This window comes from Sphingobium sp. FG58 (genome assembly GCF_057809055.1).
This window is the reverse complement of the sequence record NZ_JBMDJF010000030.1, coordinates 1-21,033: the sequence shown is the minus strand read 5'-3', so window position 1 is coordinate 21,033 and position 21,033 is coordinate 1. Positions and strand designations below refer to the sequence as shown.

Below are 21,033 nucleotides of genomic sequence, written 5' to 3'. Positions count from 1 at the left end.
AATATTATCTGCCAAATCTTGCAGGGAGGGGGCCGTCCACATATGGCGCATCATGTCCCTCGGACTACGCCAATGGGCACATGGGTTCTGATCAATGCGCGTTGGTATGAGAAGGGGGTGCCGGAGTTGCCCCGGGGCATTCTGGCTGCGTCTCACGCGATCGTCGTGGACGCCGGGAACTACTACCCTTCGCGGGATGGCCGAATCCAGGAGATAAAGGATGGCCTGCCCGAAAGTGAGTGGGTGGCGCGCACGATTGGACGCCCCGTGGTGAAGGCGTTCAATAACATCGTAGCTTCAAGTCTGGCTACAAGGGGGGGGTGTGGCGGGTACACAGGGCCGGATCTGTCTCTCCGTCGCCGGGGACGATGCGAAGGCTAAGGGCGTAGTGCTCGGCCTCATCGATGCGATCGGCTTCGACGCCATTGATGGGGGCTCTCTTTCAGAGTCCTGGCGCCAGCAGCCAGGCAGCCCGGCTTACTGCCAGGACCTGGACGCGGCAGACTTAAAGGCCGCGCTGGCTCAGGCCGATCGCGGGCAGATCACGACATATCGTGCCCAGGCAGACGAGGTCGCCCGCCCGTACTTCGTCACCAATTTACGATAAGGCCGTACTGGGGGGCATCGCAGAATCTGGTCGTAAACGTACGCAAGCCTCTGGTTTCGGAATCACCTGATTGTCGGACAACTGGTGCTCAAAGCTACCGCAGAAAGAACTCAACCGGTACCGACAGCTCCATTTCGTCGGGCCGATCGGGTGGAATCTTAGGCAGCGGATCGGCCCGGCGCAGCGTTTCGAGCGCGGCCTGATCGAGGACGGGAAAACCCGAACTGCGGGCGAGCGACGACGACAGGACATGCCCGTCGCGGTTGATGCGGAAGCGGATATAGGCGACGCCCTGCTGCCGCGCGCTGCGCGCCGTCCCGGGATATCGTCGAAACTTCTCCAAGCGGGCCAGCACGCGGCCTTCCCAGGTGTCGGGCGCGTTGCTCGATACCTGTGGCGCTGGCGGGGCCGGCGCTGTCTTGGGCGCGGCCGTCTCGGCTTGCGGCGGCGTCGGCGCCGGTGTTGCGACAGGCTGGGGCTGCGGTGCCGGCGTGGTGGTGGCGATCGGCGCGATTGGCCGTGTGACCGGATCGACCTTGGGCGGGGTCGGCGTCTTTTCCTGCTTCTCGGTGGGCTTGGGCGCTTCCTTGGGTTTTGGCGGTGTCTCGGGAAGCGAGGCGAGCGGGAGCAGCGACACGCCGCTGATCCTTAGCGCCTGCGCCTCGCCCAGCACGCGGACATAGCCGCGATGGTAGCGCCCGATTTGGGCGACGACCTGCGCGAGCGGCTTGTCCTTGAACACCAACACGCCTTCGGTCCACGCCATCGCATCGGCAGTGTTCGCCGGCGCAGCTTGGCGGATACCACCCGTGCCATAGGCAAGGCTCTGACCTTCGGCGACGACCGCTGCTGGCCCCTGCGGGGCTGGGTAGGCGACGCGGACGCTATGCTCCGTGACCGTCACGCTGGCGCCACCGTCATCCTTGCGGACGAGAAAGCGGGTGCCCAGCGCCGTCGCTGATCCGCCGCTCGCTTCGACGGTGAAAGGGCGCCGCCGATCAGGCGCGACGGTAAAGGCGGCCTCGCCGCTCAGCAGTCGCACCACGCGCCGATCGCGGCCAAAATCGAAGGCGATGGCGCTGCGTGTGTCGAGGTGGACGGTCGATCCATCCGGCAGCTTCACCACGCGACGCTCACCGGTTGCGGTCATCTCGTCGGCGCGCAGCCGGGTCGGCAAGTCCTCGGCAATGCCTATGAACACCAGCGCCAGGCTTGCCGCCAGCGCCGGACCGATCCAGCGATGCCGACGCGGTCCAATAGCGCGCGGCGTCGATCGCCGGGACCGCCGTCCCGGCGGCGGCAGACTGGCGCGAAGCGAAGGGATTTCGGGAACGCCGCCCATATGCGCCCAAATGTTCTGCATCTCAGTGAATGCGCGGGCATGGCGCGCGTCGGCCGCGAGCCATGTATCGCGCGCGATTCCCTCTTCGGCTGACAGCGCATCGCCTTCGGCGGCCGCGATCCAGCGCGCCGCTTCGTCGGTAATGGGTTTCGGCAAGGGATCGTCAGCCGGATCAGCCATCAGCGTTTCTCCCCAAGCGTCAGGCCGCCAAGGCCTTCATTGCTATGACGCTCGGCGTGGGAGAAACGAGAGGTGCTCCGAATAAAATATCTCACGCAGGTTGATCGCCCGCGAGGGCTTGGTGACAGATTTGCAGAGCATGCCGGATATGCTTGCGCACCATGTCCTGACTAATCCCGAGGCGGGTCGCCGTTTCGGCCACGCTCAGCTCGTCGAGCTTGATGAGCACAAACACCTGGCGGCAACGCAGCGGCATGGTCTCGACGATCGCCGCGATCCGGCGGACCTTCTCCTGGTCGAGCAAGCGGACTTCCGCGCCCGGTTCTCCGCAAGCGACCTGCGAGGTATCGACATCGCCGGCGAACAGCGCGTCATGTCGGCGGGTCGAACGTAGGTGGTCGACCGCGAGATTCGAGGCCAGACGAAACAGGAACGAACGCTTGTTGGCGATCGGCGGGTGATCCCCAACCGTCTGAACCCTGATATAGAGGTTTTGCGCTACATCCTCGGCAGCCGGCTCGCTGCCGACGATGCGCGTCACCCAGCGCACAAGCGACGGGCGCTCGGCAATCAGGAGGCGTGACAAGGCGATCGCGTTGGTCGGCATTGCGTCACCCTCATAGCCCTATCTGCGAATGGCTCGCAAGAAGGCGAGTTAGGTAAAGTCCTTTCCGTCTGTCGGGAAACACATAATAACCGTCGGGCCATGATACCCCCGACCACCAATCCAAGCCGCCAGCAGGCGGAGCCAGGAAAACCGAGCGTACCCAAACCCCATAGCGTCCGAAAAACACTGTCGGAAAGTAGGGCTGTCCGACAACATGCTATTAGGGGTTTTCCGACATGCTCATTGGCTACATGCGCGTATCTTCCACCGACGATCGCCAATCGGTTGATCTTCAGCGCGATGCGCTGATCGCTGCCGGCGTCGATAGCCGGCATCTCTTTTCCGATAAGGCATCTGGCGCTCGCGAGGATCGCGTGAACCTGAGAGCCTGCCTGGAATATCTGAAGACTGGCGACACCCTCGTTGTTTGGAAGCTGGACCGACTCGGCCGCTCATTGCCGCATTTGCTCTCGATACTGACTGATCTGCGAGAGCGCGGCGTCTCCTTCCGTTCGCTTACCGAGCAAATGGACACGGGAACCCCGCACGGCGAACTTCTCTTCTCGCTTTTCGGCGCGCTCGCTCAATATGAGCGGGCGCTGACACGTGAGCGCATCATGGCGGGTCTCGCCGCCGCCAGACGGCGAGGCCATCGCGGCGGCCGTCCGCCCAAGATCGATGTGGAGAAGCTTGAGCAGATATTAGCCGCCCTCGCGAGCGGCGCGAGCAAATCGTCGATCAGCCGCACATTCAATGTGCCGCGATCGACACTTGCGGACACCTTGGCCCGAGCAGGATGGGCGGCGCCAAAGGCGGAGGTATAATGTCGCCCCATGTCGATTTTTTTGTGTGCACAACAATTGTTGCGCGACCCATTTAATGGGTGTACGAAATTGATATGGAAATCGAGTTCGACCCGGCCAAGGACGAGAGGAATATAGCCAAACATGGCATGTCCTTGCAGGCTGCGGAAGGGTTCGATTGGGACACGGCCTTTGAACGCGAGGATGACCGCTTCGATTATGGAGAGGTCCGTTTCGTTGCCATAGGGTTGATCGGTGATCGCTTGCATGTGCTGGCTTTCACCGACGGCTCTCACGACGATGCGGTTCGCGCCATCAGCCTGCGTCCGGCAGAGAAGCATGAAGCGAGGTTTTATTATGGCCAAATTTGATCCGAAGATTCACGACGACAACCCGCCGATGGATGCGGCTTTCATGGCCGGAATGAAGCCGTCCCGGCGGGGACGCCCGAAGCTCGACGCCCCCAAGGTGGAGGTGAAAATCCGCCTGGATGCGAAGACGGTCGAGCATTTGCGTGGGAGCGGCCCAGGCTGGCAAACGCGCGTCAATGCTCTCTTGGAGAAGCTCGTGGCGTCAGGGCAAATCTAGCAACTTCGCGGCCAGCACTCAGACCGAGATTCGCCGCCATCCCGAGGCGGGAGACGCTCGCGACTGTCAAGAGTAGGGAAAATCCGAGATAATATAGATAGTTAGCCTGACGGAATCATGTAATTGCCGTTTTCCGGCATCGCCCATTTTTCCATCGATCGCGGACCATTTTGAGGAAACTTAATTGGGAACAGGTTTCGGGAAGATTGGCGTTGTCGCCTACGTCCGATCGAGCAGCGGTGCTGCCCGTCCCGTTGATGCTTAGCAATTGGGAATGCTGGAGCGGCAGGAAAAGCCCGAGACTGTCGTCTAGAGCAGTTTGTGATCATACGGTATCATAACCTGCATGGCGGAAGTATTTTTTGCATTGCTGAGGCGGGAAGTCATTGATGAGTGAGCCGACGCGGCTCCAGAGGCCATCTCGTGATCGCTCACCTGCTTTTCGCAAGAGGTGTTTGAGTTTGGCGAATACCATCTCGATCGGATTGAGATCAGGGCTGTAGGGCGGCAGGAAGAGCAAGGTTGCGCCGCAAGCCTCGACCAGAGCAGCAGCTTCCTGCCCTTTGTGGCTGGAGAGATTGTCGAGGATGACGATGTCGCCAGCGTTGAGTTCCGGGACGAGATACTGGCGGACATATTGGGTGAAGATCGCCCGGTTCATTGGCTCATCGACAACAAAGGGGGCAACGATCCCTTCGCTGGAAAGCCCTGCAAGGAAGGTCGTGATCTTCCAGTGTCCCGCTGGCGCATAGCCACGAACGCGTTTGCCCCGCAAACCTCGCCCGTAGCGGCGGACCATGTTGGTAGTGACGCCTGTCTCGTCGAGGAAGATTAGTCGGCTGGTGCTTAGGGTCGGTTGCATGGCGCGCCATATCTCGCGCCGGACCGCGACGTCAGGCCGCAGTTGCTCTGAGGCGTAAACGCTTTTTTTTGAAGCTGATGCCGTTGCCAGTGAAGAACCGGCTCAGCATCCCCGCGTCCGCCTTCACGCCATGCACAGCCAGCAGTCGCTCAGCGACCGCGAGCAGCGTCAGGTCCGGCTCCGCCTCGATCAGTGCCACCAGCCAGGCTCGATGACCCGTCAGTCGCGAGCGGCGGTCGCCGCCTTGGGCAAGCGCCCCGCGTCGCCCCTCCCGTAACGCCTGAAGCCACCGTACTGCCGCCGCAGCGCTGATCCGATAGCGCCGCGCAGCCTCCCGCCGCGACAACCCTTCAACCTCAACCGCTGCGATCACCCGATCCCGCAAATCCTGCGAATAAGCTCTGGTCATCCATGCCGACCTCCAACAGCCCGCACCTTGAATCAGAAATTTAGCGATTAGGGAATCCCTCGCGATTCCGTCAGATCGCAAACCGCTCTAATAGCTGCCGCTCTCGATATGACGTATGCTGCCGGTCAGGAGAACTGGCGTGTAGGCGGTCGAAAAGCGGTGAGGACGCCGAAGCGGCTCTAGGCTGCGCGCAAACTCCTGGCTTCCAACATGACGATCCGGGAAATTGCGCCAGCGATCAGTGTCTCGGTCGCGACGCTCTACCGCCACATGCCGGCACCGCCGGCGCAGGAGGCCGATCAGCGCGGACGGGGTGGACGCCTGGTACCAGCGTTAACGCGTTCACCTTATTGGTCGTCACGGGCTTCCCCCGATCGGAAGCATAGATGCGACTGTTGTGTATTTCCGCGCTGAGCCAGAAAAGGGACCGTCTTTATAGCCCGCTGTCCGGGATCATGCTCATTTTGCTTTTGAGTGACTTAATGGCGCAGTTCCTTTCGCGATGTCGGACCAACGAATTTGCCATCAGTGCGCAGCACCGGCCGACGGTGCTGCGGCTGGTCGCGGCGCGAGCCAGACGATCGCGGCCGCCGTGGCGAAGACGATGGCGGACAAAAGGAACACATGGTTCGTCGACAAGGCCAGCGCCTCCTGATCGACAATCCGGACAATGGAACCGCGAATCTGATCCATCGACATACCCGTTTGCCGCATCTGCTCCTCGATCGCCAAACTGTTCAACTTCCCTACGATCTCGCTCCGCGCGACGACGGCCTGGTCGTCCCATATCGTCGCGCCGATGGATCCGCCGAAGGCCCCGCCCACGGTTCGCAAGAAGGTCATCAGTCCTGCAGCCGAAGCGACCTCCTGGGGCTTGACCGATCCCAGCGCCAGCGTCGCGAGCGGAATGAAAAAGAACGCGGTGAAAAAACCCTGGACGATCTGAGGTGTAGCCAAGGTCCAGAAGTCAGCACCCGACGTCCACCCCACTCGCATCAATGCGACAAATCCGAGTCCCAGCAGACCGACCGAAGCCAGCATTCGTGCATCCCTGCGCTGTGTCATCTTCGCCACGACCGGCGACATGATGAAGGTGCCTACACCGACGAAGGCCATCGCATAGCCCGCCCATGTCGCCGTGTAGCCAAGGCTCTGCTGGAGCCATTGCGGTATGATAATGATAGCGGCGAAGAAGGCGGCAAAACCGATCGACTGTGCCATAACCGCCGCGGTGAACCCACGATATCGGAAGATGCGCAGGTCAACCACCGGCTGGCTTTCGGTCAGCTCCCAGGCCACGAACATGGCGAATGCCACGACCGCCACGATCGCCAGACCGACGATGAGATCATATTCGAACCAGTCGTGTTCGCGACCGAGATCGAGGATGAGCTGCAGCGACCCCACCCATATGATGAGCATAATCAGGCCGACGACGTCGAGACGGACCTTACTGGTCGGCAGGTCTATCCCGCGCAGGAAGCGTGTTGCACCGAAGGCGACGAACAGGCCAACCGGCACGTTGATGAAAAAGATCCAGTTCCACACGGCGTTGTCTGAAATGATGCCGCCCAGAATGGGGCCCATGATCGGTCCGATAACGGTGGTTGCCGACCAGATCCCCATGGCGATGCCGCTCTTTCCACGACCGAAAATACGCATCAGCAACGTCTGGCTGAGCGGCATCAGCGGCCCGCCACAGATTCCTTGTCCGATCCTGGCCGCGATCAGCATGGCTAGACTCGTCGATGAACCGCACAGGATCGAAAATGCGGTAAAGCCGATCATACCCCACATGAATGTCCGCACTGCGCCGAAGCGCTGCGCTAGCCACCCCGTCAGGGGAACGCAGATCGCTTCTGCAACCGCATAGGACGTGATGATCCAGATGCCTTGAGACGGTGCAATGCCCAGGCTGCCCGAGATATGGGAAACCGAGACATTCGCGATGGTCGTGTCCAGCACGACCATGAAGTTGGCAATTCCGAGAACGATGGCGGCAAGCACCAGCTTCCCACCCGTCAGGCGGCCATCGCCCTGCGCGGTCCCGGTCACGTCAATCGTTTCCGAGTTCGACCTCGGCCTCCATCGAGAGGCCAACGCGCAGCGGATGCTGTGCCAGTTCCCGGGGATCGAGCGCTATGCGAACCGGCAGGCGCTGGACTACCTTGATCCAGTTCCCGGTCGCATTCTGAGCCGGGATCAACGCGAACGACGCGCCCGTGCCGCCCGCGAAGCCGACGATCCGACCATGATATTTGACGTCGCCACCATAAAGATCGGACGTAAGCACCGCTTTTTGTCCGGGCTTCACGCGGGTGAGCTGCGCTTCCTTGAAGTTGGCGTCGACGTACATCTGCGCCGTCGGGACGATCATCATCGCCGTGGCCCCTGGCGCCAGTCGCTGGCCGACCTGAACGGAGCGTCGCGTAACGACCCCATCCAGCGGGGCACGAACGATCGTCCGATCGAGATTGAGGCGTGCCTGATCGACACGGGCACGAGCGGCAAGGACCTCTGGCGATTCACCTTCCGAAATGCCTCGGGTCAGCGCCTGATTGGCGGAATAGGTGCCCTGGGCAGCGGCTTTGGTCGAAGTGGCTTGGGTCAGGCCGGCCCGCGCGAGCGCGACCGCGGCCTGCGCGCCAGCAAGGCGGTTGGTCGCCGAAGTCAGCTCGTCGCCAGACACCGCGCCGCTTGCACTGAGGGCGCGGCGTCGGTCATAATCGACCTTCGCGCGCGTTGCATCCGCATCGGCAGAGGCAAGTTGCGCCCGTGCCCGCACGATCTCTGCATCGCGCGCGTCGACCTGAGCGAGCAGTCCACTGCCGGTCGCCCTCGTCTCGTTGAATTGCCGCTGGGCGCGTGCCAGCTCGGCCTCGGCGGAGGCTAGCGCGATACGGGCATCCCGGTCGTCGATACGTACCAGAACCTGCCCCTGACGCACGGACTGTGTGTCGCCCACGAGCACCGCCGCCACCTGTCCGCCGACCATCGGCGTAACCATCGCCGTGTCCGCGCCGACATAGGCGTTGTCTGTCGAGACGCGCGAACCTGAGAAGAGGAAATACCAACCGCCGTAGCCGGCTGCGCCGAGCAGGACGGCCGCGCCGATCCCGGTGAAGGCTCGCTTGCGTGCAGATTGGCCTGTACCGGCGTGCGGTTCCTGCGTCGCGGGCGTCGATACGGCATCAGCCACGGGTTTTGTCCTTGATAAGAAGGGAAGGTGCCGCCGGCCCGGCGGGGAGAGGACTGGAATATCCTCCACCGACGGCGCGGACGAGCGAGACGTCGAGCGCGAAGGCGCGCGTCGACAGAACAGCAGAGGTGCGCTGGTTGATCAGCACCGCATTCTGCGCGGTCAGGACGTCGAGGTAGGTCGAGAGCCCGCCTTTGTATCGCAACTGCGCGATGTCGAACGCCTCACGCGATGCCAACAATGCAGCTTCGGACTTGCCGAGGCGATCGACAAGCGCCTGGCGGCTGACCGCGACATCGGCGACCTCGCGGAAGGCTTGGATCACTGTCGCATCATATTGTGCCACCGCCTCGTCATACTCGGCCCGTGCGCCCCTGTAGCGTGCCCGCAGCGCCCCCCCCTGGAAGATGGGCAGGCCGATCGCAGGCGAAGCGTTGCCATAGGTCGACCCGGTCTTGAACACCCGGTCCAGACCCAGCGCTTGAAGACCGATCAGGCCCGTGATGTCGAGCGAGGGATAGAACGCCGTCCGGGCAACCTTGATGCGCGCGGCAGCGGCTTCGACCCGGGCGAGGGCTGCACGGATGTCGGGTCGCCTTGCAAGGAGATCGGTCCTGACGTCGGCGGGTATGCCGTGCATGCCGGACAGACGGGTTGGCGGTGAGATCGATCCGGCAAGGTCCGGTCCCTGACCGACGAGCGCTGCGAGCTGGTTCTTGACCAGTCCGATCGCTTCGTCGGTTGCGGCAAGATCCGCCTCGGCAGCGGGAATTGCGCCGACCGCCTGCTTCAACTCCGCTTGCGTGTCGAGGCCATTGGCGACGCGTTCGGCCACCAGACGCCTGGTGTTCGATCGTAGCGCAATCGTGTCCAGCGAGACGTCGCGTTCGGCGATGAGCCGGACCAACTCGGCATAGGCGTCTGCGATCCCCGTGCTGAGAACGAGGCGCGCCTGTGTCAGCTCGAGCGCCGCCGCGTCGGCTTCGGACATGGCGGCGCGGGCCTGCGCCCTGTTGCGACCCCAGGGATCGAGGTCCCACGCTAGTTGCAGGTTGACGATTCCCGTCTCGTTCCAGCCCTTCGGAATGAATTCCCGCGGGATGCCCCCATTGTAGGACTGTTTGGTCAGATCGATGGTCGCCTGGGTGTCTACCGTCGGGAGGAGCCCGGCACGCGCCTCGCGTGCTACCGCCGATGCAGCCCGGAAGCGGGCGTTCGCCGCCGCCAGGTCAGGCGCGCGCTTGAGACCTTCCGCGATCAGGCGGGACAGTTGCGGGTCGGCATAGCCTTCCCACCAATCGTCGCGTGGCCACGCACCTGTGCCACCGGCCAGCGTTTGTGTCCGAACCTGGGCGGACGTCAGCGGAGCGGGGCGAGGACCGAGGTCCGGCACCGCGCAGGATACCAGACCCGATGCCGCAAGTAACGCGGTAATCGCGTTCCTCATCGCGGAAACCGCGCCTGATCGTTACCATCGCGGCAATCGATGGCCTGTATGGCACCCGGCCGGAAAGGTGCCGGTAGAGCAGCGAACGTCCGCTGAATTAGGATATGGTCAAAAGGCAGGCACAAGAACATCGGCACAACAGGCGCTCCATTTGTGGCGCGCGACGCTGTGGTGCTGATGGGCACGAGCGCCACTACGCCACCCTCAGGTGGACATCAGTGACGCCGTGGATATCGAGTTCGCTATGCGAATGCGGGAATACCAACCCGCAAGCTCTTTTCGGCTAGGGGGCTGTTATTCTTTGGGAGCGGTCCTGTCAACCAACCGCGCAACAGGATGTGTCTGCGGAGGGAATTCAGCCGATTGCAACACGGATCTGACATGATGTTCCGCCCCCCCCCCTCACGATCTTTACGGGGGACGCGAAGCACCACTGTAATGCAACACAGATCGCCATCGTGCAAACGGCAGGCGGCGCAGAGCGGCTTTGCATCACCGGATCAGATTGGTCGCGATGCCGTCGAAAGCGCTTTGGGCAGTCTGGCAGGCACGCGATGCCCAGGCCCTTAGGTGCCATTGCGCCATAACACCGCCGCTTCGAGGGCGCGCACCGCCTTCGCGGTCGTCCCGCCGAAGCGAGGTCCCGGTGGGCACCGGCAATGCCGATCTGATCGACCACCGCGGTCGTGTCCATCATCGTCCATCGTTAAGGACACGGCGACCACGAGCGTGCCGTCCACGCCTGAGCACTGCTGCCGTTCTCCTTGACAAATAGCCGTGGCCGGCATGGTTCACCTATCAGTGAACCGTGCCGGCCACGAGATGATCGGGCGAACTGGCAAGCCTTAGGCGACGTGAATCTGCTTCGACATCGTGTCGGTCTGGCGGGATTCATAGATCGTCTGAGCATCGGTCGAAGCGATGTAGCCCCAAGGGCCCATTTCTAGGCCGATGCCACTCTGCTTGACGCCGCCAAACGGTTGGGTCGGGAACACATTGTCGCTGTGGGTGTTGACCCACACCATTCCGGCCTCCAGGCGCCGGGCGAGTACTGCTCCACGGGCGGAGTCGCTCGTCCAGACCGAACCACCGAGACCGAATTCCGTGTCGTTAGCCAGTTTCAGCACCTCCTCGACATCGGAGAACGAGATGATCGGCATGACCGGTCCGAACTGCTCCTCGTCGACGACCCGCATACCGTGACGCGCATCGGCCAGGATCGTCGGAGCGTAGAAGTAACCCTCGCGATCCAGCTTGTAACCGCCGGTGACGGCCTTAGCGCCCTTGGCCAGCGCATCTTCGACGATCTCGCTGACCTTCTCGAACTGCGCCAGGTTCTGCAAGGGGCCGAGTTGGGTATCGTCGTCCATGCCGTCACCGAGCGTGACGGTCCTGGCGATCGCGGCGAGTTCCTCGGTAACCTCTGCGACGATGCTTTCGTGGACGTAAATCCGCTTGGCAGCGATGCAGAGCTGACCGGAGTTGCGGAAACTGCCCCAGAAGATGCGCTGCGCGATGACCTTCGGATCGGCATCCGCGAGCACGATCGCCGCGTCGTTGCCGCCCAGCTCAAGCGTGACGCGCTTGACGCCCGCCGCTGCGGCTGCGGCCACTTTCTTTCCGGTGGCGGTCGAGCCCGTCATCGTGATCTTGCGGGTGAGCGGGTGCTGGGTCAGCTCGGGGCCGAAGCTCATGCCACCGCTAACCACGTTCAGCACGCCGGGAGGAAATACGCCGCGCAAAAGCTCGCCCAGAAGAAGGGTCGTCAGCGGGGTGTAGGGCGACGGCTTGAGGATCACCGTGTTGCCGGCAGCCAGCAGCGGTGCGATCTTGCAACTGGCCAGGATGATCGGGATGTTCCAGGCCGTGATGGCAACGGCCGGACCGATGGGCTGGCGGATGACCGCGGAGTAGGCAACCTCGTCGTCCTGTATGACGTCGGGGGCGATCTCGAGATCGGCGTAGTAGCGGAATACCATCGTCGCGGCGAAGATCTCTATTCCGGCGTCAGCCTTGGGCTTGCCCTGCTCCTTCACGAGAATTTCGACCAGCCGCTCGGTATTCGCTTCGATGATGTCGGCAGCGGCATGCAGCGCGGTACGACGCTCATCCTTGGCGTTGCGCCAGGTCTTAAAGGCATCGTGCGCGGCGTTCATGACCTCCTCGACCTGCTCAGGCGTGCACTCCGGCGCCTGCGCGAAGACTGCGCCGGTAGCTGGATTGATCACGTCGAACGTGCCGGTGATCGGCGCAGCAACGCCGTTGATTGTCTGGGTGTATACGTGCTCGGACATGAAGCCTCCGATGAGATAAAACAGGATATGAGACGGTATCCTTTTTGTGTTTCCCGACTAGTCGGAGAGTTTTGACATCACTATTCCGTAGGAACAAACAATCGGCTATCATCAGGCATGGATCGTATTGCAGTCATGCGTCTCTTCGTCCGCATCGTAGAGCGGGGCAGCTTTACTGGAGCGGCGGTGGATCTCGGCCTGCCCCGGGCGACAGCGACGACCGCGATCCAGCATCTTGAACGCGATCTGGGGGTGCGGTTGCTGGATCGGACTACCCGCAGCGTCCGGGCCACGCTTGACGGTGTCCTCTACCAGGAGCGATGCGTTCGGCTGCTGGCGGATTTGGACGAGACCGAAACCATCTTTCGCGCGACCGAACCACGAGGGCCGCTGCGTATCGATCTCCAAAGCACCCTCGCTCACCGGTTCATCATGCCGGCTCTCCCCGACTTTGTTGCGCGATACCCGGACATCGCCCTGAATCTCAGCGAGGGAGACAGAATTGTGGACCTCATCCCCGAGGGCGTGGATTGCGTCCTTCGCGTGGGCGACCTTCCCGATTCCGGCCTTGTCGGACGAAAGGTCGCAAGCTTGAACCAGGTGACCCTGGCGACCCCCGCCTATATCGCGCGCCACGGCGAGCCGCGAACGCCTGATGATCTCGAGGGCCATCTCATGGTCGGTTACATTGCGTCAGCGACCGGCAAACCCTATCCGCTGAAATTCGGAGAGGGCGCGCAGTCCCGTGAGATCCTCTTGCCCTTTCAGATCAAGGCCCGGGGGGCCGAGACTTATACGGCCGCTGGTCTCGCCGGTTTGGGTCTTATCCAGATTCCACACAGTTGGGTCGACCATGAGGTCGCAGCCGGTGCTTTCGTTCCGGTCATCACCACTCCGCCTCCGCCGCCTCTGCCGGTGTTCATCCTCTACCCGCAGAACCGGCACCTCGCGTCCCGCCTTCGGGTGTTCATCGACTGGATCATCGATGTGCTTCGGCCTCTGAACGGGCCGAAGGCGCCTTAGGTGAGGCCTCTCGCCGAACTATTGCGCACGCACCTCACTCGAGGTCGCCGATATCTTCCGTGCCGCCGGACCGACCTATCGGGCCGCCCATGCCGGACATCTGAGCCTCACCCAGCTCAAGGTGATGACGGCGATCGAGAACTGTCGCACCGCAGCCCTTGGCGGTCACGTCGAGGCCTGCGAGGACTGTGGGCATTGGCGGATCGCCTATAACAGCTGTCTCATGGGCAAATCCAGAAATGGGGAGCTGGCGACTGCTGCGCCAGCTTTTTCCTGTGAATCGTCGATTTCTCAGTCTTCATAAGATGGCGCCGGTGGTGCCCGGTCTGCTCGGCCACTGATGGCCGATTATGAGCGGGGACAAACACGTTGGAGATCTACTTTTCTACGTCGAAGACGCTGGAGCATCTGCGCTGCGGGCCGTGCGGACCATTTCCAGATGGCTTTGCCGGGGCGCTTGAACGGCAGGGCTATGGACCCGATACGGCGGTGCGCTATCTACGTGCGGCAGGTCACGTCGGCCACGTCATGACAGAGCGCGATGGCAGCGTGAGCGACATCGATTTAGCAGCGTTCGAACAGCATTTGAGGACGTGCCGATGCCCGCGCGCCAAGGGAGGGCGCCGCAACCATCACACCATCTACGGTGCGAGGCTCTTTCGTCGGCACCTCGAGAAAATAGGCGTGTGCAAGCCCGCGTTCGCGGCGATGCGTCCTGCTGCACCGCAGTTCGTCGCCGGCTTTAAAGCATGGCTCAGCAAACATCGCGGGGCATCCGAAGCGACCATCAGGCTCTACGCGCGCGATGCAGCCAGCATTATGGCGGCACTTGGAACGGACCCGATGTGTTGGAGCGCCACCGATATCCGCGGCTACTTCAGGAAGCGCACGAGCACATGCGGGCGCGGCACCATCGAGAAGATGACTACGAGCCTGCGGGCATTCTTGCGCTACCTCGCCGTTCAAGAGCACTGCCGGGCCGGTCTCGACCATGCCGTTCCGGCCTACGCCCATTGGCAGCTTGCCAAGATGCCGCGATATCTGTCGGGCGAACAGGTCGGCCGGTTGATTGCTGCCTGCGATGGTGACGCCGGCGCGCGCCGACGGGTTCGCGCCATCGTACTGCTGTTGGCTCGCCTCGGCCTGCGGGCCGGCGACGTGGCACAGCTCCGGCTCATCGATATCGAGTGGCAGGCGGGTTCGCTGCGGATCACGGGCAAGTCGCGCTATGATGTTCGCTTGCCGCTCCCCCAGGACATTGGGGATGCGATCGCTGCCTATCTCGAATGCCGACCGTCGTGCTGTCGAAGTGATCGCGTGTTCCTGAGCACGATAGCACCCAGCGGCCCATCCCGGAACGGCGACGGCGTCTCTTCGGTGGTCAGGCGCATTATGAAGCGGGCTGGCGTCGTGACGCCCGTCAAAGGTGCACACGCCCTGCGGCACACCGCGGCGACCGAGATGCTGCGCCATGGCGTGCCTCTCGACAAGATCGGTCTGGTGCTGCGGCATCGTGGCATCGACACGACGGCCCACTACGCCAAAGCTGATGTCAATCTTCTGAAGCAGGTGGCGCAGCCGTGGCCGGAGGCACTCTGATGTTGAAATCGGCGGACGACCATACGCTTCATGCACGTTGGTTAGGCGACGCGCAGAATACGACATGGACGGTAGTTCACACTGCGATCGGCGAACGGCAAGACTTGGTTCAGGCTGATGAATATGCGGTCCAGCGCTCCCGCTACATGACACTTGAGAACGTTTCGGGATTAAGCGGTACTGCCATCATCCCGTTGCCTGCCATGCAGTATGATCACTCCGGCTTAGCCGGCGATCGCCAAGACTGCGCCGACGAACCTACGCCATAATGTGGGACACGATCCTAAAATGATGGCCTTACGTCATGAACTGATCACAACCAACTGCGCATATTATTCGATAACCCCTATGATGCCGGACATTCGGCAGAGGCGTATCTCACAAATAGAGCGGGGCGCAAAGCCTTCTACCAGTGCACGCGCCGACCAAGAATATGAGTTCACTCTCAACTCTCTGTCGCGGACGTTCAGGCCATCCAGCGCGGATCGGGGATTGCGTGATCCCGCGCAAGCATTCGCACGAATGGCATGTGATAGAAAGCGTTGCCTCAAATTAGGTCTTTAGCAATGACGATATAGTTGCATAAGCAACTTCTGTTGGTTAGGCTGGTTGGCGTCAGTAGCAGGAGTATGGCGAATGGAATATATCGCAGCACAACAAGGCTTCGCCGTTGTCACGGGCGGTGCATTGGGCATCGGCAAGGCGCTGGCAAAGGGGTTACGCGACGCAGGAATGACCGTGATGATCGCCGATATTGATGCCGCTCGGCTGAATGCGGCCGGCGACGAGTTGGGCCTGCCTACCAGCATCGTCGATGTTGGCAACCGGGATTCCGTGCGTGCGTTGTGCCAGCATGCAGTAGAAACCTTCGGCACAGTCCACCTGCTGTGCAACAATGCTGGCGTTGGCAAATATGCACCGTTCCTCGATCTTACCGATCAGGATCGGCGCTGGATCATGGATGTAAATTTTTGGGGCATGATCCATGGCATCGACGAGTTCCTGCCCGTCCTTCAGTCAAACGCAGATGGCGGGCACATCTTGAACACAATATCGATGATGGGATTTTCCGGCCAAGTCGGTGCCAGCGCCTATGCCGCCTCAAAATTCGCGGCGCTCGGCGCTACGGAGGCGTTGCAGGCTGAACTCGTCGCAAACGGTAGCAAGGTCGGGTGCATCGCCTTCTGCCCTGGCCCGGTCGTTACGGATATTGGCGACAGCGAGGTCCGTCATGCAGCGCGTCTCGGCAAGGCGCCCCCGCCGGTCGCCCCGCCGCCATCAGGCGACGTTATGGCGCGCCTCGCATATCCGCGCATGCCGGCGGACGAAGCCGCCGCAATCGCCATAGAGGCTTATCGCGAAGGGCGATTCTGGGCTATCACCCACCCCGAACTGATGGCCGACTATCGGCGGCGACATGATGCGATCATCGCGTCTCTAGGCTCGGCAGACCGGTGACTTTGTGGCATGGTGCCTGCCGCCGGTCGATCGCTGCCTATCCCAGGCCGACCCATGGCCCATGCTGCTCGGTGCGCCACGACAGGCTGCGCTCGCTGATTCTCCAGCCGCCCTCACCATGCACCAACGTATCGCGCGACTGGCCGATCGAGAAAATCTCTTTTCTATTGTCAGCAAACGTCCACTTGACCACCATCCAATAGGACTCAACGATGATGGCGCGCCCATCCCTTTTAGCGAACAAGGGCGTCACAATGTGCTGACGGCCACGGAAATCCGGGTCACCGATAAGGCCGGCCAGCATCGCGCGAATTTCCACATGGCCGCTATGAATGTTTCCGCGCGTATCAATGAACTGGCAATCAGGTGTGGCCAGCATCGCCATGACGCCGTCCAGATCGCCGCGATCCAACGCTGCGAGATAATGGCCCAGGCAATCCTGCACTGCCAGTCGGTCTGCCGGATCGATAGTCGTGATGATGTCGCGGGACAAGCCTGGTCTCCTTCGTAATGTTCTGTCGGACAATGCGGTAAATGATAGTTGACCTTACCAATATATAGTTGCATTGACAACTACATCATCGGACGCAGGGTTAGATATCCTGCCCAGACGGAGATGCCGTAATGAAAGTTGCACTGCTCGGCGCGACAGGCCCTGTCGGCAAACGCCTGTTGCACGAATTGCTGAACCGCGGGCATGCGGTCTCGGCGATCGTCCGCAATCCGGACAGGGTGCCGCCCCATCCGCGCGTCACACCCCGCGCCGGCGACATCGACAAGCCGGACGAACTTGTCAGCCTGTTGCGCGGTCACGACGCCGTGATGGTGGCCATCCGGTTTCTCAAGATGAATCCCACCGGCCTGCTCGGCGCGGTCCGGGGGTCGGGTGTGAAACGCTATCTGATGGTCGGCGGCGCGGCTAGCCTGTACCTGCCGGGGACGCAGACCAAGGTCATCGACAGCGGCCAGATCCCGAACGAATTCTTGGAGGAGCCACGTGCCGGCATCGCCTTCTTCGCAGAACTGAAACAGGCGGTCGATCTCGACTGGACCTTCCTGTCGCCCGCGATGATGTTCTCCAACGACGAATCCTACGGCACCGAGCCGGGCGGCCGGACGGGCGTATTTCGAACCGGACTGGACGAACTGATCGTCAGGCGCGATGGATCTAGCGCGATCTCCTATGAGGATTACGCCGTGGCCATGGTGGACGAGCTGGAAAGGCCTGTCCATATTCGGCAGCGTTTCACTGTCGGCTACTGAGCGCCTACCCCAGTGATGCCCCCCGTCCCGACTTCGGATAGCACGATATATCCAATACAGCGTTTGTTGATTGAACGAGATTGCATAAGACTCCTGCTGACTTACGCGAGACTGATCGACAGCGGTCAAGTCGATAGTGCACTCGACCTGTTCGTCGAAGAGGCCGTTATGATTGGGCCTCGCACTGCTATGCGCCTGGATGGAATCACTGCGATCCGCGCTGCCTTTGTCGGCGGGTCGGGCAAGCTGCTCCGCCATTTCGTCTCGAACATCATGGTCGACGTCGTCGCACCTGATCGCGCAAACGTGACCGCCAACATTCTGCTCTATACGGGTGAGCCCGCAGCCGATGGCGGACTGCCGCGCCGCGATGCGGACGTGGTAATCGGCACTTCGACGGACGATCTCATACTGACCCCGCGCGGCTGGCGGTTCCAGGAACGGCGCGGGGCGCTGTGCTTCGCCCCGTCATGACGGGGCTGTGGCTTGGCCGGACTAAAGCGGAGGAGAGAAGCGCATGAAGTCGGGCGGTTGGTCGTCTATCTTCGTCATCTATCTGTTCGGGGTCTGTGCATCGGCAGCCGTGGCCCGGATCATTCCGCTCGCCACGGACATCATGTCGCGCTTCGGAATCGACGATCGCCAGTTCGGCTGGTTGATCGCGCTGATCGCCGTGCCGGCGGTGTTGCTGGCCATTCCGAGCAGCCTAGTGGTCGGGCGGTTTGGCGCGCGAACCGTGCTGATCGTGGCTGCTGCGATCGGGGCGTTCGCCAACATGATTGATCTCGTCGCGGATCGCTTGTGGATGTTGCAGGCGGCGCGTCTGATCGAAGGCGTCGCGCTGGTTCACATCTATACAGCCGCGCCGACGCTGTTGATGGCGACGGTCGATGGTCCGAGGCGCACGCAGGCGCTGACTCTGTGGGCGACCTATGCGCCGATTGGCACGGCAGTTGGACTGGGCCTGGGCAGCATCGGTGCGGGATCGCCTGACTGGCGGCTGCCCTTCGCACTGTTCGGCGCGTTGATGATCGGTGTCGGCCTGCTCGCCTGTCTCCTGCCGCGCCAGTTGGACGCACCGAAGCTGCCGACGCTGGGGCGACAAATTGCAGACCTCGGCTTGGCCTGCGTCAGTCCGCCCTTGGTTGCCCTGGGCCTAGCCGCGTTCATGGTCATCAGTGTGGGCTTTGGCGCGAATATCACATTTCCCGACTGGTTCGTGCGTGTGCATCACGTTTCGCCAGCGGCGGCGGCCGGGGCATTCTCGTTGCTGACGTTACTGATGCTGCCGGGATCGTTTGGCGCGGGCGCGCTGATAAGCAAGGTTGGCATGTCGCCGTTACGCTTATTCCTAATCGTCGCGCTGTTCAGTTTTGCAACAGGCGTATTCTCGTTTCAGCCTGAACTGGGGCTTGCGCCGCGTTATGTAGTGGCGGGCAGCTGGATCCTATGTTCGGGCGCGGCGCTCGCGATCGTAATGGCGGTATTACCACTGGCGGCGGGGCCAGCCCGCCATGGTGCCGCCGCGGCGCTCGTCAATCAGGCCGGTGCCCTTGCCACCTTTGTCAATCCGCCGCTGTGGCGCTCGATGCTCGCAGGCGGCGCATGGGGACCTTTCGTCTTGACGATGGCGACGGGATGGATGGTATCGGTCGCCGCAATGCTGTTCGTTACGTCGGACAGGAATCGCAATACCGAAGAAAGATGATGGACCCAGGAGCATGACCACCAAGCCACAACCTGAGCCAGACCTACCTACCGACTTTTCGCTGAGCTTCGGCTTCCTGTCAGCAGCCAACCGGCTCACTATCCTGGCCGCGCGGCGAGTAAGAGCATTAGCCGATTTGACGCTGACTGAATGGCGGGTCCTGACCGTGTTGGCGATGGCACCTGGATCAAGTGCAGCTGGCATCGTCAGGGCTGTGATGGTCGACAAATCAGTTGCCAGTCGCACCCTTAGACAACTCGAAAATGCCGGGCTGACTACCGTCGAAGCAGATAGCACCGATAGGCGCCAAAGCAGGCTTTTTCTGACCTCCAAGGGACAAGCGTTGTACGAGCACATGCTGCCGATAATCCGGAAGACGGAGGAGCAAGCATGGTCCACCCTTAGCGCCGGCGAACGTCTGGTGCTTCGCGAAATGCTCGAAAGGCTTTCGCTCAGGTGGGCGCAAGATTCAATCGAGAGTTGATTGATTGCACGAGTTCGCCAACCATCATCTGGTCGCCGTTGCGGGACATTGAAGCGGCTTTGGCAGATTTTCTGCAAAGAACGGTGATCGTGGTGCCGCACGACGCAATAGCTGTGCTCCAACCACATCGCGCACGACGTAAAATCAAAAAGTTGCATGTTCGTAATTCGAAACGAAAATTCATTATGGAACTACCGGCATGGGTCAGTTCTGATCAACTCCCTGAAGATTACGAGGAAGGCTCTCCCAAGGACTATGCTCATACCAAATCTCTGAGAGCGTGACTCTGGAGGGGGTTGCCAAGAGGTGCGCGGATTGATTCAACATGGCGAACAGTTGGAGTTTTGCCATGCCGATCCCTCTTCGTCCCGATTTTGACGCCGCCGCGACCAGGGCAGCGGCTCGTAGATCGAAAGATGGGGGGCAGGCCCGGCGGTTGCTTGCGCTCGCGGTGATTTATGAGGGAGCAAGCCGAACGGAGGCGGCGCGGATCAGGATAGCGTCCGAACGAAAGCAGCTTCTCCTTGCCGTCGAACCGATATTTCATGCGCCAAAGGCGCGAGCCGTTGGGACGGACAAGCAGATAAAGGCCTTGGCCATCTGCCAACTTGTAATCCTTGGAACGCTTCGTTGCGTAGCGGACCTCGAGTTCCTTGAGCGGCATGGGGGCATCTCCTGCTGGACACAGGCGATTACCCCAGAAAATACCCCCAAATGCAAATCGACGTCCTGGGATTTGCCGCGATCCGCTGAGCCGCGTTGCGATCTTAGGAAACGGCGCAAATCGGCTAAAAAAGGCATGAAAAAACCGCTCCGGGATGATCCGAAACGGTTTGATACTTATGTGTATGGTTGCGGGAGTAGGATTTGAACCTACGACCTTCAGGTTATGAGCCTGACGAGCTACCGGGCTGCTCCATCCCGCGACGGCAACGATAAAAGGGCGACCTTTTGGGTCGCCCTTTTATGAACTGTGAATGGGTTTTTGTTTGTCCGATATATGCGCGTGCTTCAATGCCTGGCGACGCCCTACTCTTCCAGTGCTTGAGCAATAGTACCATCGGCGCAGTCAGGTTTCACGGCCGAGTTCGGGATGGGATCGGGTGGGTCACAGACGCTATGGTCACCAAGCAATGAAGCAGGCGCATATAAGGGGTTTT

The 21,033-nt window shown here is 61.5% G+C and carries 20 protein-coding genes, 1 tRNA gene, 1 rRNA gene and 2 pseudogenes; 13 read left to right on the top strand and 11 right to left on the bottom strand.

Annotated elements, in window-relative coordinates:
- The first annotated feature begins 322 nt into the window (after positions 1-322).
- Positions 323-607 carry a hypothetical protein gene (locus ACODR8_RS19000; protein WP_489008702.1) on the top strand — a complete coding sequence of 95 codons (285 nt, stop codon included), beginning with the start codon at positions 323-325 and terminating at the stop codon, positions 605-607.
- Between the two features lie 94 nt (positions 608-701).
- Here ACODR8_RS19000 and ACODR8_RS18995 read toward each other — a convergent pair whose 3' ends face one another.
- Together ACODR8_RS18995 and ACODR8_RS18990 are read right to left on the bottom strand one after the other, a co-directional pair.
- A complete protein-coding gene (locus ACODR8_RS18995) occupies positions 702-2,129 on the bottom strand; it encodes a TonB family protein (RefSeq protein WP_489008701.1) in 1,428 nt (475 codons plus the stop codon).
- A 91-nt stretch (positions 2,130-2,220) separates the two neighbouring features.
- Positions 2,221-2,736 carry an RNA polymerase sigma factor gene (locus ACODR8_RS18990; RefSeq protein ID WP_489008700.1) on the bottom strand — a complete coding sequence of 172 codons (516 nt, stop codon included), beginning with the start codon at positions 2,734-2,736 and terminating at the stop codon, positions 2,221-2,223.
- A 236-nt stretch (positions 2,737-2,972) separates the two neighbouring features.
- On the opposite strand from ACODR8_RS18990, the gene ACODR8_RS18985 reads away from it, so the two are divergent.
- From ACODR8_RS18985 to ACODR8_RS18975, 3 genes are all read left to right on the top strand, one after another.
- On the top strand, positions 2,973-3,560 hold the full coding sequence (locus ACODR8_RS18985) for a recombinase family protein (RefSeq protein WP_489008699.1): 588 nt from the start codon (positions 2,973-2,975) through the stop codon (positions 3,558-3,560).
- 74 nt (positions 3,561-3,634) lie between these two features.
- Complete coding sequence (locus ACODR8_RS18980; RefSeq protein ID WP_188062840.1) at positions 3,635-3,910, top strand: BrnT family toxin; 276 nt, start codon at positions 3,635-3,637, stop codon at positions 3,908-3,910.
- Positions 3,897-4,127, top strand: coding sequence for a BrnA antitoxin family protein (locus ACODR8_RS18975; protein ID WP_223177734.1), 231 nt, complete (start codon positions 3,897-3,899; stop codon positions 4,125-4,127). Before ACODR8_RS18980 ends, ACODR8_RS18975 begins: the two co-directional genes overlap by 14 nt.
- A gap of 325 nt (positions 4,128-4,452) precedes the next feature.
- On the opposite strand, the gene ACODR8_RS18970 is transcribed toward ACODR8_RS18975, so the two are convergent.
- From ACODR8_RS18970 to ACODR8_RS18950, 5 genes are all read right to left on the bottom strand, one after another.
- A protein-coding gene (locus tag ACODR8_RS18970) for an IS630 family transposase (protein WP_489008698.1) occupies positions 4,453-5,398 on the bottom strand; the annotation gives its coding sequence in 2 pieces (ribosomal slippage) (positions 4,453-5,058 and positions 5,060-5,398; 945 coding nt in all).
- 525 nt (positions 5,399-5,923) lie between these two features.
- A complete protein-coding gene (locus tag ACODR8_RS18965) occupies positions 5,924-7,453 on the bottom strand; it encodes a DHA2 family efflux MFS transporter permease subunit (protein WP_489008697.1) in 1,530 nt (509 codons plus the stop codon).
- A gap of 1 nt (position 7,454) precedes the next feature.
- Positions 7,455-8,597, bottom strand: a complete 1,143-nt coding sequence (locus ACODR8_RS18960) for an EmrA/EmrK family multidrug efflux transporter periplasmic adaptor subunit (protein ID WP_489008696.1) — start codon at positions 8,595-8,597, stop codon at positions 7,455-7,457.
- On the bottom strand, positions 8,590-10,044 hold the full coding sequence (locus ACODR8_RS18955) for an efflux transporter outer membrane subunit (protein WP_489008695.1): 1,455 nt from the start codon (positions 10,042-10,044) through the stop codon (positions 8,590-8,592). The genes ACODR8_RS18960 and ACODR8_RS18955 overlap by 8 nt, the downstream gene beginning before the upstream one ends.
- 845 nt (positions 10,045-10,889) lie before the next feature.
- A complete protein-coding gene (locus ACODR8_RS18950; RefSeq protein ID WP_489008694.1) occupies positions 10,890-12,338 on the bottom strand; it encodes an aldehyde dehydrogenase family protein in 1,449 nt (482 codons plus the stop codon).
- Between the two features lie 117 nt (positions 12,339-12,455).
- Between ACODR8_RS18950 and ACODR8_RS18945 the strand changes: the two genes are divergently transcribed.
- The 5 genes and pseudogenes from ACODR8_RS18945 (at position 12,456) to ACODR8_RS18925 (ending at position 16,418) form a co-directional block, all read left to right on the top strand.
- Complete coding sequence (locus ACODR8_RS18945; protein WP_489008693.1) at positions 12,456-13,361, top strand: LysR family transcriptional regulator; 906 nt, start codon at positions 12,456-12,458, stop codon at positions 13,359-13,361.
- Positions 13,362-13,413: 52 nt separating this feature from the next.
- Positions 13,414-13,581 (top strand): annotated as a pseudogene (locus ACODR8_RS18940) (transposase zinc-binding domain-containing protein); the annotation flags it as partial.
- Positions 13,582-13,730: 149 nt separating this feature from the next.
- On the top strand, positions 13,731-14,960 hold the full coding sequence (locus ACODR8_RS18935) for a tyrosine-type recombinase/integrase (RefSeq protein WP_489008692.1): 1,230 nt from the start codon (positions 13,731-13,733) through the stop codon (positions 14,958-14,960).
- Positions 14,960-15,229, top strand: a complete 270-nt coding sequence (locus ACODR8_RS18930; protein ID WP_489008703.1) for a hypothetical protein — start codon at positions 14,960-14,962, stop codon at positions 15,227-15,229. Before ACODR8_RS18935 ends, ACODR8_RS18930 begins: the two co-directional genes overlap by 1 nt.
- 367 nt (positions 15,230-15,596) lie before the next feature.
- Positions 15,597-16,418: an SDR family oxidoreductase gene (locus tag ACODR8_RS18925; protein ID WP_489008691.1), complete on the top strand. Its 822-nt coding sequence runs from the start codon at positions 15,597-15,599 to the stop codon at positions 16,416-16,418.
- Positions 16,419-16,455: 37 nt separating this feature from the next.
- Here the strand turns inward: ACODR8_RS18925 and ACODR8_RS18920 are convergent, their stop codons facing one another.
- Positions 16,456-16,911, bottom strand: a complete 456-nt coding sequence (locus ACODR8_RS18920) for a nuclear transport factor 2 family protein (RefSeq protein ID WP_489008690.1) — start codon at positions 16,909-16,911, stop codon at positions 16,456-16,458.
- A gap of 131 nt (positions 16,912-17,042) precedes the next feature.
- Here ACODR8_RS18920 and ACODR8_RS18915 point away from each other — a divergent pair, with 131 nt between their 5' ends.
- Genes ACODR8_RS18915 through ACODR8_RS18900 form a run of 4 tightly spaced genes read left to right on the top strand, consistent with a single transcriptional unit; the run spans position 17,043 to position 19,873 of the window.
- Entirely contained in the window at positions 17,043-17,681 is a 639-nt protein-coding gene (locus tag ACODR8_RS18915) for an NAD(P)-dependent oxidoreductase (protein ID WP_489008689.1), read from the top strand.
- Positions 17,682-17,696: 15 nt separating this feature from the next.
- Complete coding sequence (locus tag ACODR8_RS18910) at positions 17,697-18,155, top strand: nuclear transport factor 2 family protein (RefSeq protein ID WP_489008688.1); 459 nt, start codon at positions 17,697-17,699, stop codon at positions 18,153-18,155.
- Between the two features lie 43 nt (positions 18,156-18,198).
- Complete coding sequence (locus ACODR8_RS18905) at positions 18,199-19,389, top strand: MFS transporter (RefSeq protein WP_489008687.1); 1,191 nt, start codon at positions 18,199-18,201, stop codon at positions 19,387-19,389.
- 13 nt (positions 19,390-19,402) lie between these two features.
- The gene (locus ACODR8_RS18900) at positions 19,403-19,873 is read left to right on the top strand and encodes a MarR family winged helix-turn-helix transcriptional regulator (protein ID WP_489008686.1); all 471 of its coding nucleotides are present in this window, start codon (positions 19,403-19,405) and stop codon (positions 19,871-19,873) included.
- Positions 19,874-20,402: 529 nt separating this feature from the next.
- Here ACODR8_RS18900 and ACODR8_RS18895 read toward each other — a convergent pair.
- From ACODR8_RS18895 to rrf, 3 genes and pseudogenes are all read right to left on the bottom strand, one after another.
- Positions 20,403-20,537 (bottom strand): annotated as a pseudogene (locus tag ACODR8_RS18895) (Arm DNA-binding domain-containing protein); the annotation flags it as partial.
- Positions 20,538-20,722: 185 nt separating this feature from the next.
- Positions 20,723-20,799: transfer RNA gene (locus ACODR8_RS18890), tRNA-Met, on the bottom strand.
- Positions 20,800-20,889: 90 nt separating this feature from the next.
- Positions 20,890-21,004: ribosomal RNA gene (rrf, locus tag ACODR8_RS18885) — 5S ribosomal RNA — on the bottom strand.
- Positions 21,005-21,033 lie beyond the last annotated feature (29 nt).

Excerpts from the sequence above, each read along its gene's own strand:
- ACODR8_RS18995 (WP_489008701.1), bottom strand. The coding sequence starts at position 2,129 with ATGGCTGATCCGGCTGACGATCCCTTGCCGAAACCCATTACCGACGAA.
- ACODR8_RS18990 (WP_489008700.1), bottom strand. The coding sequence starts at position 2,736 with ATGCCGACCAACGCGATCGCCTTGTCACGCCTCCTGATTGCCGAGCGC.
- ACODR8_RS18985 (WP_489008699.1), top strand. The coding sequence starts at position 2,973 with ATGCTCATTGGCTACATGCGCGTATCTTCCACCGACGATCGCCAATCG.
- ACODR8_RS18980 (WP_188062840.1), top strand. The coding sequence starts at position 3,635 with ATGGAAATCGAGTTCGACCCGGCCAAGGACGAGAGGAATATAGCCAAA.
- ACODR8_RS18975 (WP_223177734.1), top strand. The coding sequence starts at position 3,897 with ATGGCCAAATTTGATCCGAAGATTCACGACGACAACCCGCCGATGGAT.
- ACODR8_RS18955 (WP_489008695.1), bottom strand. The coding sequence starts at position 10,044 with ATGAGGAACGCGATTACCGCGTTACTTGCGGCATCGGGTCTGGTATCC.
- ACODR8_RS18950 (WP_489008694.1), bottom strand. The coding sequence starts at position 12,338 with ATGTCCGAGCACGTATACACCCAGACAATCAACGGCGTTGCTGCGCCG.
- ACODR8_RS18945 (WP_489008693.1), top strand. The coding sequence starts at position 12,456 with ATGGATCGTATTGCAGTCATGCGTCTCTTCGTCCGCATCGTAGAGCGG.
- ACODR8_RS18930 (WP_489008703.1), top strand. The coding sequence starts at position 14,960 with ATGTTGAAATCGGCGGACGACCATACGCTTCATGCACGTTGGTTAGGC.
- ACODR8_RS18925 (WP_489008691.1), top strand. The coding sequence starts at position 15,597 with ATGGAATATATCGCAGCACAACAAGGCTTCGCCGTTGTCACGGGCGGT.
- ACODR8_RS18915 (WP_489008689.1), top strand. The coding sequence starts at position 17,043 with ATGAAAGTTGCACTGCTCGGCGCGACAGGCCCTGTCGGCAAACGCCTG.
- ACODR8_RS18910 (WP_489008688.1), top strand. The coding sequence starts at position 17,697 with ATGCCCCCCGTCCCGACTTCGGATAGCACGATATATCCAATACAGCGT.
- ACODR8_RS18905 (WP_489008687.1), top strand. The coding sequence starts at position 18,199 with ATGAAGTCGGGCGGTTGGTCGTCTATCTTCGTCATCTATCTGTTCGGG.
- ACODR8_RS18900 (WP_489008686.1), top strand. The coding sequence starts at position 19,403 with ATGACCACCAAGCCACAACCTGAGCCAGACCTACCTACCGACTTTTCG.